We start from the raw sequence: 14981 nt of genomic DNA, 5'->3' as shown, positions 1-14981 counted from the left end.
GACAAACAACCGAGGGCGGCCAACTAGCCGCCCTCAGTTGTTTTATCTGGCAGCCTTCAGGACGTCCGGCAGCTCGTCCACGAATACTGTCCCGGGCGGCTCGTAGTAGATGACAAGCACCTCGTCACCCACGTTGAAAACACTGCTCTTGTCGAATGGATGCGCGTGGAAGGCGTTCGTGCCGCCGTGGAACGGCAGCATCACTTCCCCCACGGTGCCCGGCCCGATTCGACCCGTGACCCTACCGATTTTGCCCGTCAGGCTCCGATCAACCTCTTTGTGCATCGGTGTCCCTACGCATCAGGCGTTTTGGTGGGCCGCTTGGGCGGTTCCTTGCCGTTCTTGAGCGCTGCTGTGATCGAGGGCAGGTAGTTGCCCACCTGGGACAGGATCCCACCCACCATGCTGTTGAGGCCCTCGCCGCCGTTCAGGACCGTCAGGTTACCCACGTGGGCAAACGGTTCAGCAGCGGCTGCCACGATCGCAGGCATGTTCTCCGCGAGCTGTTGGGAGATAACGGCCTCTTGGTTGGTTCCGAGAGCCTCGGCACGGGCCTTGATGCCGTCCGCTTCCGCCAAGGATTTGGCCTTGATGGCGGAGGCTGCAGCGTCACCCCGGGCCTTGGTGGCTGCCGCTTCGGCTTCACCGGTGATCTTCGTAGCTCCCGCAATGGCGGCCGCGGCCGTGGCGTTGGCCTGGGCTTCGACTTCCACCTTGCGGGCGTTCGCCTGGGCCTCGAGTTCCGTGCGCCGTGCCCGCGCCTCGGACGCGCTGATGTCGGCGGCCTTTTGGGCTTCCGCCTCAGTCCGCTGCGCGTACGCCTTGGCATCGGCAGGCTTCCGGATGGACGTCTGGAGCTTTTGCTCCTCACGGTCCGCCTCGAGCTTTGCCACCTCGGTTTCCTGGACCACCACTTGCTGGCGAGCCGTGGCATCAGCCAACGGTCCCGCCTGGGCGGCGTTGGCCTTGGCGGTTTCGGCATTGGCTTGGGCCGCTGATTGCTTGATCGCCGAAAGGCTTTGGGCGTCCGCGATCTGGGCGGCGGCCTCGGCCTCCCGCTCCGCGGCCTCGCGGTTCCTGGTGGCTTCAGCGATGCGGGCCTCCATTTTGACCTGCGCAATGTGCGGTTTGGCCAGGTTTTGGATATAGCCCGTGGGGTCCTGGAGATCCTTGATCTGCAGGGAATCAACCACTAGGCCAAGCTTTTCCATTTCTATGCCACTGGCGCTGCGGACCAACGACGCAAGTTTGTCGCGCTCACGGATGATCTCCTCCATGGTCATGCTGCCAATGATCGAGCGCAAATGCCCCTCAAAAACGTTGTAGACCTGGCTTTGCATTTTGGGCTGCTGGCCGAGAAACCTCCTCGCGGCATTCGCAATGAAAGGTGCGGCGTCACCGATTTTGTAAATAACCACGCCCTCCACGATCACCTGGATACCTTGCGAGGTCACGCAGTTGACCTGGAGTTCTGTTTCATTCAGCGTGAGGGACAAAGTCCTCACTGTTTGGAGCCCTGGAACCACCAAGGCGCCTTTCCCGGTGACGATTTTGAAATCCATTCCGTCCCTGGTGTCCAAACTTCCCCGAGTCAGACCGGAAATGATCAATGCCTCGTTTGGTTCAGCCACCTTCCACATCAATTTGATGAGAAGCCTAATGACGGCAACGGCGACAACTACCCCCAATACGGTGACAAGAAGGGGGAGATACGCAACGAGGTCGAACATGACTGTCCTTTCAACGGCAAGCACCCAAGTGGCTCGTGTAGTCAGTCTGCTGTGGTCTGCTCCAGGAGTCCAGCAATTTGGATACCTACAATTGACACAACGGATGCTCCTAGGCGTGCGTTCCCGCGAGCGATTCAGTCCTCGCCTCTGAAGCGCCTTCCGCTGGGCCAGCCGGTACGCCGTCGCCCTCTTGGCCGTAGAGCCAGTCGTTGTACTGGAAGTCGCCGTCCTGTCGGCTCTTGAACAGCAGGTTCCGCAAGATGCGCGCGACGCCGGAAACGTGCCACGACTCTCCCCAGACGCGCGCGGTGCGTTGGACGCGGGCCGTGCGCGCTGCGCGGGCTGAGTTGAAATCGCCGATGGCGCGGTCCCACGCACCGGCGTCGACGCCGTCGTCGGTAAACACGGAACCGATGGTGGAGTCCTGGAGGACGGCGGCGTCTTCAAGCGCCTGGCAGGCCCCCTGGGCCAAGTACTGGAGCATGGGGTGCGCGGCATCGCCCATCAAAACAAGGCGGCCATCGATCCAGTTCTCGATGGGATCGCGATCGTACATGGGCCAGCGGATCCCAGTCGCCAGGTTCCGGAGCGCCAGCTGTACGGCCGGAATGCAGTCCTTGTAAGCGGCCTCGAGTTCGTCGACGCCGCCGTACTGCTCCTCGCCGCGCTCGAACGAGGGCGACTTGAAGACAGCCACCGTGTTGAGCAGTTCGCCTTTGCGCAGCGGGTATTGCACGAGGTGGCAGTCGGGTCCGAGGTAGACGACGACGTCCTCGAGATCGGTTGCCGGGGTCTCAGGCGTGATGGGCACCGTTCCGCGGTAGGCGACGTACGACGACGACACCGGCCCGTCCTGCGCGACGGCGGCGCGGAGCGTGGACTTGAGGCCGTCCGCGCCGATCACGACGTCGGCCTCGTAAACGTCGGCGCTCGCGGTGTGGGCCACGCCGCGGTGGTTCACGGTCTCGACTTTCTCGATGACGACGTCGTTCACCAAGCGGACACCGGCGTCCTGGCAGGCCTCCAACAGGATCCGGTGCAGGTCGCTGCGATGGATCACGACGTACGGGGCGCCGTAGCGCTCTTCGAACTCGCCGCCGAGGGTCTGACGGGTGAGTTCCTCACCGGTCAGGGCGTCGCGGAACACCAAGTGCTTGGGCCGGACGCCGATTTCCAACGCCTTCTCCAAAAGGCCCCAACGCTTCAGGACGCGGGAGGCGTTGGGGGCCATCTGCAGGCCCGCGCCGACCTCACCGAATTCGGGCGCCCGCTCAACCAACGTCACCTCGGCGCCGTTTGCGCGGAGGGCCAGGGCGCCGGCAAGGCCGGCCATCCCTCCGCCGACGACGAGGACTTCAGTGGACGGTTTGCGGTCAGACATTGCTAACTCCTACAGAGGTGGTGTTTTTGGAATTGATGTTGGCGGTCTTGATTTTGGCCGTTTTGATCTTCGCGCCGATCGCGCCGAGCAGGATGGCCGCGACGGCGGCGGCCCCGGCAAATGCGAGGAAGTTCGAGTTGACGCCGAGCCCGGCCGCGAGCAGCAGTCCGCCTACCTGGGGTGCGGCGACTGCGCCAATGCGGCCGACTCCGAGGGCCCAGCCGAGCGCCGTGCCCCGCAGGTGCGCCGGGTAATGGCTGGCCACTGCCGCGATGATGAGGCACTGGGTTCCGTGGGTGCCCACCCCGGCCAGCACCAACATGACGTAGACAAGCCCCACGGGCGGCCCCGCCACCAGTACGGCCAGCGCGACGGCGGCGACGGCGGCTGCCGCGATCGCCGTCGGGATCGGGCCGAAGCGGGTTCCTGCCCAAGCGGTGGCCACCGAGCCGACGACGGCACCGAGGTTGAGCGCCAGCGCGAACGTCAGGGCTGACCCGAGGTTGTAGCCAGCCAGTTGCATCAGGTTCGGCAGCCAGGTGCCCAAGCCGTACCAGGCAAAGAGCGTTACGAGGGTGGAGACCGCGAACAGGAGACTCATGCCGAGGTACGGGGCCCGGAGCAGGGACTTGAAGCCCACTGCTTGCTTCGCATCTTTTGCTGCCGGGAGGGTCGCCGGGAGAGTTTCCGGGAGGAAGCGCATGCCCAGCGGAACCACCACGAGCAGCGCCACAGCGGCCACAAGGAACATGACCGGCCACCCGAATGCGGGAATCAGCGGAATCCCAGCCAATGCGGCAATCGAGCCGCCGATCGGCACTCCGGACATCATGAGAGTGGCGATGGTGGACCGCCATTTGGCAGGGACCAGCTCCGCGACCAAGGCGTTTGCCGAGGGAACAAGTCCGCCTAGGCCGATGCCGGCCAGCAAGCGCAGGCCCCCGAAGACAAAGGCGTTCGGGGAGAACGCGCACAGGATCGTGAAGAGCGAAAACAGCGCGGCGCAGGCGATGATCGTCCGTCGGCGGCCCCAACTGTCTGACATCCTGCCAGCGAAGATGGCTCCAATCATCATGCCCAGGAATGCCATCGAACCGACCGTGCCGGCCGTGGCTTTGGTGAGCCCCCAGCCTGTGTCGGTGATGAGGGACGACTGCACGGTTCCGTAAACGATGAGGTCGTAGCCATCGAATACTACGAGCAGCCAGCAGACAAGCACAGCGGCGGCGGATCGCTTGGAGAACCGGGCGGAGGCCCCGGGGGATTGGTGAACGCCGTGTTGGGTCCGCTCCGGCGCTGCAGCGGATGGTGTGTGATTCATCCCACCACTGTGTGGCCGTTGTTTGTATAGCCCAATAGAATTCTGTGGTGCAGAATCTCCCAGCCCGCAAGAAACCGGCCTACTCCATCGAGGCCGTCGACAATGCCCTACACCTCCTTCAGCTCCTGCGCGACGGCGGCAGCCTACGGCTCAAGGACGCCGCCGCGGAGCTGGGAGTTGCCCCTTCCACAGCGCACCGGCTGCTGGCCATGCTGGTCTACCGGGGGTTCGCGGTCCAGGACGAGACCCGCCGCTACGTGCCTGGGCCGGCCATGGGGGTTGGCCCGGCAGGACTCAGCTGGAGCCGTTTGCTGCGCACGGTGGCGCAGCCGCACATGGAACTCCTGAGTGGTCGGATCAACGAGACCGTCAATCTCATGGTTCGGGTGGGCACCAAAGTGAGGTTCCTGGCCACGGTGGAGGGGACCAACGCCTTACGGGTAGGCGACCGCCAGGGGACCGTTCTGCCCGCGAACAAGGCCTCGGGAGGCAAGGCGCTGCTGGCCGAACTGGAGCCCGCCATGATTGAGCAGTTGTTCCGCAGCCACAATGCGGAAATCGGCGGGGACAACATTCCAGACGCGGAATATCCGGCTTTCCTCCGCGAGCTCGAGACGATCCGGAGCAACGGATTCGCCGCGAATTTCGAGGGCACCGAGGAGGGGATCAGCGCCTTGGGGGTTGCCCTTCACAACGGACGGGGCGTTGCCGTGGGTGCACTGAGTGTCGCGACTCCCGTGGCAAGGTTCCGCAGGCTCTTCGACAGCGGACTGGTGGGCATCATGCGGGAAACCCAGCGCCAATTGGAGATCGATATCGCAGCCAATCCGGCCGAGTCCCAGCCTTAACCCACCCAACTGGCTCGCAGTCGTTGTCGTTTTGAGGGCCCATAACGACAACAAATGCGAGCCAGTTGGGTCAGCGGGCCTGTCAGTTGGGCCAGCGGATTCTGGCTAGCAGAATATGCTGGAGATCACTTGAGGACCTCCCTAGGGTCTGGAGTACGCAAAAACTGTCCCGTACCCCTCGAGGAGGCCCCTGTGTCCATCAGCGCCGATAGCACAACGCATGAATCAGTTGCCGCCGCGCACGCGATTCCGGAACCGACCCCGGAGGAAGCGGCGCAGCTGGAGCAGCTGTATGAGGATTTCGAAGCCGGGAACCTGATCCCGCTCTGGACCGAGATCGCGGACCTGATGCCGATGGTGCCGTCCCCGAAAGCGGTGCCGCACGTGTGGCGCTGGAACGATTTGTACCCATTGGCGGCCCGTGCCGGGGACCTCGTGCCCGTAGGCCGGGGTGGTGAACGCCGTGCCATAGCACTGGCCAACCCTGGCCTGTCCGGCACGCCGTATGCGACGCCTACCCTGTGGGCCGCCATCCAGTATCTGGGCGCGCATGAAACTGCCCCGGAGCACCGCCACTCGCAGAACGCCTTCCGTTTCGTCGTCGAGGGCGAAGGTGTCTGGACAGTTGTCAATGGGGACCCGGTGGCGATGCGCCGCGGGGATTTCCTGCTCACGCCGGGCTGGAACTTCCACGGCCACCACAACGACACCGATCAGCCGATGGCGTGGATCGACGGACTGGACATCCCGTTCGTGCACTACGCGGACGCCGGGTTCTTCGAATTCGGCACCGAACGGGTCACGGATGAGGCCACCCCGGATGTTTCGCGCTCCGAGCGATTGTGGGCTCACCCGGGACTGCGCCCGCTCTCCGGCCTGCAGGACACGGTGAATTCCCCGATCGCGGCCTACCGCTGGGAGCACACGGACGCGGCCCTCCGCGAACAGTTGCTTCTCGAAGATGAAGGCCACCCCGCCACTGTGTCCCAGGGCCACGCCGCCGTGCGCTACACCAACCCGACCACCGGAGGGGACGTCATGCCGACCATCCGCGCGGAATTCCACCGTCTGCGGGCCGGCGCTTCGACCGAGCCGTTGCGCGAGGTCGGCTCGAGCGTCTGGCAGGTCTTCGAAGGACGCGGCACCGTGGTGTTGAACGGGGAGTCCAAGATCCTGGAGAAAGGCGACCTGTTCGTGGTCCCGTCCTGGGCTCTGTGGTCCCTCGAAGCCGAGAGCGAGTTCGATCTGTTCCGCTTCAGCGACGCACCCATTTTTGAACGACTGAATTTCAACCGCACGTACATCGAAGGACGCAACAAATGAGACTCCTCACCCTCCGCACCGGCGCCGACAAAGGTACCGTGGCCGTCCGCCAGGACGGCGACACCCTGACAGAGATCGACGGCTTCTCCGATGTGGGCGCGCTCCTGCAGAACCCCGCCTGGGCGGCCATCGCTGAGGCGGCCAACGGCGCAACGCACGCGTACGACGGCGCCGACCTCGCCGCCGTCGTGCCCTCACCGGGGAAAATCATCTGCGTCGGGCACAACTACCGCAACCACATCAAAGAGATGGGCCGGGACATCCCCGAGTACCCCACCCTGTTCGCGAAGTACCAGGAATCGCTGATCGGTCCCAACGACGATCTGGCGCTGCCGCAGGAATCGGACACCGTTGACTGGGAGGCCGAGCTCGCCGTCGTGATCGGCAAGAAGGGGCGCCGCATTAGCGAAGCCGACGCGGCTGATCACATCGCTGGGTACTCGGTGCTGAACGACATCAGCATGCGCGACTACCAGTTCCGCACCGTCCAGTGGCTGCAGGGCAAGACCTGGGAGAAGTCCACGCCGTTCGGGCCGGCCCTGGTCACCAAGGACGAATTCACCGCGGGGCCGCTGATGACTTCCGCGGTGGACGGTGAGATCCAGCAGAGCACCCCCACCGGGGACCTCGTGTTCACCCCGGAATTCCTCGTGTCCTACATCTCGACCATCATCACGCTGAACCCGGGCGATGTGATTGCCACGGGCACGCCGGGCGGTGTGGGCCATGCCCAGGACCCGAAGCGGTACCTGCAGGAAGGCCAGCTCCTGGTCACCACCATCGAGGGCCTGGGCCAGCTGAACAACCGCGTGGTCAAGGAAGCCTGATGGTTGCCCGCCAGGACCTCACCACCGATCCGGGCCTGCAGGAACAATTGCTGCAGGCCCGGCGGGGGACCGCATTCTTCGCCCGCAAGCTCAACGAACTCTCCGACGTCGGGGTCGACGGCGATTCGCTGCTTCCCGGCTGGAGCCGCCGCCACGTTGTAGCACACGTCGGCTATAACGCCCGGGCCATCGCCCGCTTGGTCGAGTGGGCCTCGACCGGCGTGGAGACTCCGATGTATCCCTCCGTTGCCGCGCGGGATGAGGAGATCAACTTCGGTGCCACTCTGTCTCCCATCGCGTTGCGGAACCTCTTCGATCATTCGGCCGTGCACTTGAGCGTGGAATGGCGGGATCTGCCCGAGGACGCCTGGCACCACACGGTGCGCACGGCCCAGGGCCGCACCGTCCCGGCGTCGGAAACGGTCTGGATGCGCACCCGCGAAGTCTGGGTGCACGCCGTCGACCTCGACAACGGAGCATCGTTCGGCGACATCCCGGCGTCGGTCCTGGAGCGGCTGCTGCGCGACATCACCTCCGCTTGGGCAACCCGGGGCACCGATGCCGGGTTGTTGGTCAGAGTCGCCGCCACAGACCTCACGTTCGGCGATCCGGACGCCGCGGTCGTGATCACCGGGCCTCTTGCCGGCGTCGTGCAATGGGCCACCGGGCGCGGGACCGGCGGTGTCGCTAGTGGTGCCGGGCCGGTACCGGCGGCACCAAAGTGGATCTGACGGCGTAGGGCACAAAGAAGGTTGGCACAGCCCCCGGCTTCTTCACCGCAGGAACTGCACCAACCGCTTGTATGACTATTCAGATTTGGCTCTAGACCCTACCATTGGCGGCTCCTGTAATCCCGGGCTAACTTATTCCGGGCTTTGAATGGGCTATTTTGCGTCGTCAGCCAGATGCCGTGAAAACATCCAGCCTGCGGCGACCATCAGGATGCCCAAGACGATGAACGTCCAGTTGTCGAGCGTGTTCAGCGACAGGAAGTTGGCCGCCGAATCAACCCCGACACTCAGTCCGTACACACTGAGCACGATGTACAAGGCACCGAAGCTCATCAGGATATTGCGTGCGCTATGGCCGCCCGAGCGGGACATCGCCCAGCTGGTTCCGCCGATCAGCAGCTGCACAATGTTGAGCAGCAGAGACACTTGGAACGCACCCAGGAGCATTGCGTGCGAATTTGGCCCGAAGAACTGCAATTCCCCGTACCGCATGGTGATGCCCGGAATGAATCCGAGAAGGCCCACCAGCGCCATCAGAATACCTACACCCATGCCGATGTTCTGGATGTCCGTGCGTCCAAAGTGAACACCATGTGCATGTGGGGTTGCGGTAGTCATTTATGCCCTCCATCCACCTTTGCGAACAATCCAATTTTACGTCTGGCATATGCAAAAAGCGCTGGGAGCGGCGGCAGCCCGGCGGCCCGGCGCCGCCCCCCCGGACCTCGCCGCCCCCGGACGCGCGCTCAGATATGCGCGGTTTTCCCCGGACGCTCGCTCACCCATACGACGGCGGCGCGGCCGGAGTGAGCGAGCGTTTGGTGATCGCGCCCTATAAGTGAGCGAGCGTTGGCCGGAAGGGGGCTATAAGTGAGCGGGCGTTGGAGGATTTGCAGGCCGTGCGGGCGCCTGCCGGGGGAGCGGGGCACGCCGTGGCACGATAGAACACGATGAAACTGCGCGCTGATCAGACCGGTAACCATGGCCTGCCCATGCCTTTGTGGCTGCAGGGTGCCCTTGAGTCGGCCCAGGCCGCTATCATCTCGGCGCTCGTGGTGGTCCTGCCGCTGATCGGAGTCTGGGCAACTGACGGATTCCAGAACCACACTATCGATTTCCTGGCACGCTTGGCTGGCCAAACTTGGCTCCTGGTCCACGGCGTGCCGCTGCAGCTTGCCACCGTCAATCTGGGAACCGCAGGCCTACCGGGGTCCGGGATGCTGTCCCTTATCCCGCTCGGACTGACTTTGGTCCCCTTCCTCCTGGCATGGCGCGCGGGCCGCCGGCTGGCCAGGGCCTCCTACACGGACCAGCTGTGGCAGGCCTTCTTCGGAGCGTTGCTCGTCTACGGGGCATTCGGCGCGGCGACCGGATTCGTCTGTCGCACGCAGGATATCGGCATCAATATCTGGTTCGCTGCATTAATTCCCCTTATCCCGTTCGGCCTCGGCATGGTGGTGGGCGCCCGGCGGGAGTCCGGCTCCTGGAGCAGGCTCATTGGCGTCGACGCCGTCGATTGGCTCGCACGCACAAGCCAGCATTCCCGTTGGGCCGGGTCCTACTTCGGCTCCGCCATCAAGGCCGGATTCGTGGCAATCATGGCGGCCATGACACTCTCAGCGACGCTGCTCGCCGTCGACCTTGTCATGCACTGGACGGACATCATCGCTGTTTACGAAGGCCTGAAAGCCGGGGCCCTCGGCGGTGGCGTCCTCACCATCGCCCAGCTCGGCTATCTGCCCAATCTGGCAGTTTTCACTTTGGCTTGGTCCTCCGGCGCCGGCTTCTCGCTCGGTGTCGGCTCGCACGCGGGGCCGCTGGGCACCGCCGTCGGGCCGCTGCCCGCGATTCCTGTGTTCGGCGCACTGCCCACCGGGCAGCTCGACTTCGGCGCCGCGGCCCTTGCCCTTCCGGTGATCGCTGGTCTATTGGCAGGGTGGTGGTTCCTGCGTGCGGGGGAGAACCACTTCGACGAATGGCTTTCCATCAAGATCAAGGCGCGCTGGTTCACCGCTCCTGTTTCCACGTTGATCCTCGGCGCGCTCATCGGGGCCGTCGCAGGGGCTTTGGCTGGAGGCCTCGCCTGGCTTGCGCGTGGTTCCGCCGGAATCGGGCGTCTCACCGAGATCGGCCCGGACCCGCGGTGGACGGCAGTCTGGATCGCCGCGGAGGTGGGGATCGGCGTCGTAATCGGTTACTGGGTGGGGCCCTGGCTCGAGAGGCGGCAGAAGCTCCACGAGGCGGATCTCGACGATGCCGTGTACGACGGCGACCGCCGCTAAGGTGCCCGCCTCACCTGGCTCGCGCCCCGGCTAGCGCAATCCGGAGGGAATGGACTTCTGGAAATCCACCTGGCACGAGTTCTGGGCGTGGAGCGTCAGGGCGCTTCGTGCGCAGTTCTCCAAGGTGGTGATCTGCTGGAAGAAGACAACCGCGGTCAGCACCAGCAGGCACATGACGGCCGTGACCACGAGCCCGGAAATCGTGCCAAACAAGACGATGCGTGGCTGCTTGAACCGGATGGTCCGCACGAGGACCACCACTCCAAGCACCCCCGCGATGACGGTGAGGATGCCACTGAGCCAGACGTAGCTGATGTTCAGGATGTAGACGAAGATGGCGCCAAGCACGGTCAGCAGGAATGTCCTGAACAGCGTTTGGGTAACGGCAAGCGCTGATTTGGCAGCCTCGCTCTGTGGCTGATGCTGCGGGGTGGGTCCAACGCCGGAATTCATGTTTTCCAGCCTACGCGAGCCAGCCATAAGCTAGTGCAATGCGCATTGTTGTCCTCGTCTCCGGAACCGGTTCCAACCTCCAAGCAGTCATCGACGCCGTGAAAGCGCGCGAGCTGGACGTTGAGATCGCGGCCGTGGGAGCAGACCGGCCGGGTACCTACGGCGTGGAACGCTCTGCCGAAGCCGGACTGGACACTTTCGTGGTGGACTTCAAGGACTACGCGGACCGGGCCGATTGGAACGCCGCGCTTACTAAAGCCGTTGCCTCCTACGATCCGGACGTTGTGGTTTCCTCAGGGTTCATGCGGATTGTCAGCCCGGAATTCATCGATGCCTTCGGCGGCAAGTACCTCAACACGCACCCGGCATTGCTGCCCGCTTTCCCGGGTGCTCACGGAGTCCGCGATGCCATGGCCTATGGCGTGAAAGTGACTGGCTGCACCGTCCACTGGGCCGACGCCGGCGTGGACACCGGGCCCATCATCGCCCAGGAAGCCGTCGAAATCGCCCCGGAGGACACTGAAGATACCCTGCACGAACGCATCAAAGTGGTGGAGCGCAGGCTCCTGGTCCGGACCCTCGCGGAGCTCGCGGCGGGAAAACACGCCTGAGTCCTCCTTCGGACCCAACTGACTCGCATTTGTTGTCGTTATGACGGCTCAAAACGACAACTAATGCGAGCTAGTTGGGGATGCGGGGGGGATGCGGGGGGATGCGGGGGCATGCTCAGTCGAGGTCGAGCTGCTTGGTCTCGGGCGCAAACAATGCCATCCACAGCACCGCCGCCACGATGAGCCCGCCGGCCAAGGCGAAGGACGTGGCCAAGCCGAACTCGGGCCAGAAATACGAGGCGAACACGAGCGGCCCGATGCCTGCTCCAACCCGTGAGAACGTCGACGCCCAGCCGAAGCCGGAGCCCCGGAGCTCGGTGGGGTAGAGCTCCGACACATACGTATAGAGCACCGGGATCGCCACTTGGATAACGAAGCCGAACGCCAGGAGCCAGAACACCGCGGCGTCAGGAATGTCCACCACCAAGGACACGATCACCAGGGTCAACGCGGACAGCGGCCCCGTGATGGCCAGGATCCATTTGCGGCCCACCCGCTCCACCAGCACTGCGGCGACCGCCACGCCCAGGAGCCCGACGCCGGCCATCCCGGCTGTCGTCACGAAGGCCTTGTACTCCTCGAATCCGGCGCCGATCAGAATCCGCGGCATCCACGTCAGGCTCAAGTAGTAGACCAGAAGGATGCTGAAAAACAGGGCCCAGGCCGCCGTCGTGATCTTCCAGTTGAACTGCCAGACCCGCCGTAGCTGCTGCCACGCGCTGCCGGCTGAGAGGCGCGGTGCGTCTTGCGGGGCGGGAAGACTGTAGGCCCGTGGCTCGGCCCCTGTGGCCAGGACGAGACCGTCGATGACGTCGGCGGCCTCTTGGCGCCGGCCCCTGCGGATGAGGAAGAGCGGGGATTCGGGCACGCTCCGCCTGACCCAGAACACCAGCAGGGCAGGCAACACCATGACGAGCATGGTGAGGCGCCAATCGGCAAAGGCAGCGACGAGTCCGGCCGAAATGAAGCCGCACAGGGCTGCGCCCACGGGCCACCAACCATCCATTGCGGTCAGCACCTTGCCGCGTTGCTTCCGCGGGGTGAATTCACCTACCAGGGCGTAATCCACCGGAATGCAGCCGCCCAGCCCGAAGCCCGCCATGAAGCGGAAGACGCAGAACCAGACGAAGTCCGGCGCGAAAGCTCCCAGGACCGTGAAGATGGAGAAGATCAGCAGGGTGGCGGTGAAGGCCTGCTTCCTGCCGATGGTGTCCGCGATGGTGCCCCAAGCGAAAGCGCCCAAGGCCATGCCGATCAGGTTGGCGGTACCGATCCATCCGGCGTCGGCGGGCTGGAGGGACCAATGCTTGGAAAGCAGCGGGATGAGGATCCCGTTGAGGGTGACGTCCCAGGCATCGAACATGAAGCCGAGGCCGCCGATCAGGAAGATCCTGCCCTGGACTTTCCACCGCCATGGCAGCTCCTGGACAACTTGCTCGCCGCTCGGGACGGTTGTGTAAGTATTCATTTCCCCTCCTGGGGAAAACTCTATCCGTGCTTCTCGATCGCCTTTCGCAGGAAGCCGCCGGCCTCATCCAAAGCGCTCTTCGCATGCGCCGGATCGATGCCAGTCAGCACCACCAGGATGGCCGCCTTGACCGATCCACCCACGGAATCCAGCGCGCGAATCGCCGTTTCCGCGTCCACGCCCGTGGCGTGTTGGATGGTCCGCTGGGACCTCGCAAGGAGTTTGTTGTTGGTTGCCCGCAGGTCGACCATCAGGTTTCCGTAGGTCTTCCCGAGCTTGACCATGGCGAGCGTGCTGATCATGTTGAGGACGAGTTTTTGCGCCGTGCCCGCCTTCAGCCGCGTGGAACCGGCAACGAATTCCGGACCGACCACCACATCGATCGCCACGTCCGCCAGTTTGCTGATGGCTGAGTCGTGGTTGCAGGCGATCGATGCCGTGAATGCGCCTCGGCTGCGGGCCTCCTCGAGGGCGCCGATCACATATGGCGTGCGTCCCGAAGCCGAGATTCCGATGACGGTGTCCGCCTCGGTCACGCTGATGTCGTGCAGGTCCCGGGCTCCGGCCGTGGCGTTGTCCTCGGCGTATTCCACCGGTTTCTGGATGGCCTGGGTGCCGCCCGCGATGATCCCGACGACGAGCCCCGGGGGAGTGCCGAAGGTTGGCGGGCATTCGCTCGCGTCCAACACTCCGAGCCGCCCGGCAGTTCCTGCGCCGACGTAGAGCAGCCGGCCGCCGCGGGCGAGGCGCTCCGCAACGGCGTCGACCACTGCGGCGATCTCCGCGCTGGCCTGTTCGACGGCGGCCGGGACGCCGCGGTTCTGCTCGTTCATGGCGGCGACGAGCTCGGCCGTGCCCATGGTGTCCAATTCACTGAGCGCAGGCGATGCCGCTTCGGTTTGCAGGCCTTCGAGCTCGGAGCGGAGTTCCTTGAGCCGGTCGCCGTCGGGAGAATCAGGGGAAGAAGCGTCAGGCAGTTCCGTCACGGTGAATGTACCTTTCCTGGAGGAGCCCGCGGCGGTTCGCTGCGAGGGCGGCCCCGTCCATTCCATCGCCGAGAGCCACAACCACCTCAATCCCAGCCGAAGCGAGGGCGTTGTGCAAGAGCCCGCCGAAGAACTCCGATTTCACGACGCCGCCAAGCAGCGCCACTTGTTTCGTCTCGCCGGAGGCAAGGGTCACGGTGTTCACGAGGAGCCTGCACGCTTCGTCCACAATGCCGCGCGCGACGGCGTCTCCCGCCTCCGCTTCGTCCAGCACCACTGGCGCGAAACGCGCCATCGCCCGGGCAGGGTTGTCGGATTCGGCGAGCCACGCCGGAAGCTGCGCGGGCGAGCCGAGCAGCGCCGCAGCCGCGCCGAGCAACGACGTGGCCGCTCCGCCGTCGTGCGCTTGCAACGCGGCCTGAAGACCCTGCTGGCCGATCCAGCGGCCGCTTCCGCGATCGCCCAACAGCGGTCCCCAACCGTCGGCGCGGTGGAGGGTCCCGGCGTCGTCGAAGCGGAAGGCAACAGCCCCCGTGCCCACAATCAGCACTGTTCCGGGCGCGCCATCCAGGGCGCCGAGTTGGGCCGCGGTGGCATCCGAGAGAACCGCGGCCGGGACCTTGAAGCGCTCGGACAGCAGGACGGCGAGTTCGTGGGAGTTGGCCGCTGAGGCCTCAACCCCGGCCACGGCGGCGCCGATTCCCCGCAACGAACCTTGCGCGAATGCTGCCGGAAGCCCCCGCGGCAGCATGGCCGCGGTGTCAGCCATCAGCTCGAAGGCGAGCCGCGCGCCGTTGTCCATGCCCAGGCCGGGGAAGCCCTGCTGGTCCGCCGAGCCCAACACCTCATTCCCCAGCCTGAGTTCAACCCGGCACCGGCTCTTGCCGACGTCGGCTACCAAAATCACATCCTCGGAATCCATGGCCCAACCATATGTTGCGGACGCGGCCACGTCTCGAAAAACGAAGAGGAGCCACAACACGATAAACTCGTCCATATCCCCAGCAACCGCGGAATCCC

Annotated in this window: 15 protein-coding genes; 6 read left to right on the top strand and 9 right to left on the bottom strand. The window is 64.7% G+C overall.

The window, feature by feature from the left end; all coding sequences use genetic code 11:
- Window positions 1–42: 42 nt before the first annotated feature.
- From ACSVHC_RS05075 to ACSVHC_RS05060, 4 genes are all read right to left on the bottom strand, one after another.
- Window positions 43–285 carry a hypothetical protein gene (locus ACSVHC_RS05075; protein WP_437772812.1) on the bottom strand — a complete coding sequence of 81 codons (243 nt, stop codon included), beginning with the start codon at window positions 283–285 and terminating at the stop codon, window positions 43–45.
- Window positions 286–293: 8 nt separating this feature from the next.
- Window positions 294–1730 (bottom strand): flotillin family protein, encoded by a 1437-nt coding sequence (locus ACSVHC_RS05070; protein ID WP_437772813.1) that lies wholly within the window; start codon window positions 1728–1730, stop codon window positions 294–296.
- Between the two features lie 109 nt (window positions 1731–1839).
- A complete protein-coding gene (locus ACSVHC_RS05065; RefSeq protein ID WP_437772814.1) occupies window positions 1840–3111 on the bottom strand; it encodes an FAD-dependent oxidoreductase in 1272 nt (423 codons plus the stop codon).
- The gene (locus ACSVHC_RS05060; protein ID WP_437772815.1) at window positions 3104–4432 is read right to left on the bottom strand and encodes an MFS transporter; all 1329 of its coding nucleotides are present in this window, start codon (window positions 4430–4432) and stop codon (window positions 3104–3106) included. The genes ACSVHC_RS05065 and ACSVHC_RS05060 overlap by 8 nt, the downstream gene beginning before the upstream one ends.
- 47 nt (window positions 4433–4479) lie before the next feature.
- Here ACSVHC_RS05060 and ACSVHC_RS05055 point away from each other — a divergent pair, with 47 nt between their 5' ends.
- From ACSVHC_RS05055 to ACSVHC_RS05040, 4 genes are all read left to right on the top strand, one after another.
- Complete coding sequence (locus ACSVHC_RS05055; protein WP_437772816.1) at window positions 4480–5280, top strand: IclR family transcriptional regulator; 801 nt, start codon at window positions 4480–4482, stop codon at window positions 5278–5280.
- A 192-nt stretch (window positions 5281–5472) separates the two neighbouring features.
- Window positions 5473–6603: a cupin domain-containing protein gene (locus ACSVHC_RS05050; protein ID WP_437772817.1), complete on the top strand. Its 1131-nt coding sequence runs from the start codon at window positions 5473–5475 to the stop codon at window positions 6601–6603.
- Window positions 6600–7430 (top strand): fumarylacetoacetate hydrolase family protein, encoded by an 831-nt coding sequence (locus ACSVHC_RS05045; RefSeq protein WP_437772818.1) that lies wholly within the window; start codon window positions 6600–6602, stop codon window positions 7428–7430. Before ACSVHC_RS05050 ends, ACSVHC_RS05045 begins: the two co-directional genes overlap by 4 nt.
- Window positions 7430–8161 carry a maleylpyruvate isomerase family mycothiol-dependent enzyme gene (locus ACSVHC_RS05040; protein WP_437772819.1) on the top strand — a complete coding sequence of 244 codons (732 nt, stop codon included), beginning with the start codon at window positions 7430–7432 and terminating at the stop codon, window positions 8159–8161. Before ACSVHC_RS05045 ends, ACSVHC_RS05040 begins: the two co-directional genes overlap by 1 nt.
- 153 nt (window positions 8162–8314) lie before the next feature.
- Here ACSVHC_RS05040 and ACSVHC_RS05035 read toward each other — a convergent pair whose 3' ends face one another.
- Window positions 8315–8779 carry a DUF4383 domain-containing protein gene (locus ACSVHC_RS05035; protein WP_345450010.1) on the bottom strand — a complete coding sequence of 155 codons (465 nt, stop codon included), beginning with the start codon at window positions 8777–8779 and terminating at the stop codon, window positions 8315–8317.
- A 332-nt stretch (window positions 8780–9111) separates the two neighbouring features.
- Here ACSVHC_RS05035 and ACSVHC_RS05030 point away from each other — a divergent pair, with 332 nt between their 5' ends.
- Window positions 9112–10443, top strand: a complete 1332-nt coding sequence (locus tag ACSVHC_RS05030; protein ID WP_437772820.1) for a cell division protein PerM — start codon at window positions 9112–9114, stop codon at window positions 10441–10443.
- A gap of 30 nt (window positions 10444–10473) precedes the next feature.
- Here ACSVHC_RS05030 and ACSVHC_RS05025 read toward each other — a convergent pair whose 3' ends face one another.
- On the bottom strand, window positions 10474–10896 hold the full coding sequence (locus tag ACSVHC_RS05025; protein WP_437772821.1) for a hypothetical protein: 423 nt from the start codon (window positions 10894–10896) through the stop codon (window positions 10474–10476).
- A 38-nt stretch (window positions 10897–10934) separates the two neighbouring features.
- On the opposite strand from ACSVHC_RS05025, the gene purN reads away from it, so the two are divergent.
- On the top strand, window positions 10935–11507 hold the full coding sequence (gene purN, locus ACSVHC_RS05020; RefSeq protein WP_437772822.1) for a phosphoribosylglycinamide formyltransferase: 573 nt from the start codon (window positions 10935–10937) through the stop codon (window positions 11505–11507).
- 115 nt (window positions 11508–11622) lie between these two features.
- Here the strand turns inward: purN and ACSVHC_RS05015 are convergent, their stop codons facing one another.
- The 3 genes from ACSVHC_RS05015 to ACSVHC_RS05005 are packed head-to-tail and all read right to left on the bottom strand — an operon-like array spanning window position 11623 to window position 14883.
- Window positions 11623–12975: an MFS transporter gene (locus ACSVHC_RS05015; RefSeq protein ID WP_437772823.1), complete on the bottom strand. Its 1353-nt coding sequence runs from the start codon at window positions 12973–12975 to the stop codon at window positions 11623–11625.
- A gap of 20 nt (window positions 12976–12995) precedes the next feature.
- On the bottom strand, window positions 12996–13952 hold the full coding sequence (murQ, locus tag ACSVHC_RS05010) for an N-acetylmuramic acid 6-phosphate etherase (protein ID WP_437773969.1): 957 nt from the start codon (window positions 13950–13952) through the stop codon (window positions 12996–12998).
- On the bottom strand, window positions 13945–14883 hold the full coding sequence (locus ACSVHC_RS05005; RefSeq protein ID WP_437772824.1) for an N-acetylglucosamine kinase: 939 nt from the start codon (window positions 14881–14883) through the stop codon (window positions 13945–13947). The genes murQ and ACSVHC_RS05005 overlap by 8 nt, the downstream gene beginning before the upstream one ends.
- Between the last annotated feature and the right edge of the window lie 98 nt (window positions 14884–14981).

The organism is Arthrobacter sp. KNU-44, from assembly GCF_051843155.1.
In the GTDB taxonomy this organism is placed as follows: Bacteria; Actinomycetota; Actinomycetes; order Actinomycetales; family Micrococcaceae; genus Arthrobacter.
Note: the sequence above shows the minus strand (reverse complement) of the source record. Positions and strands in the feature narration are given on the sequence as shown.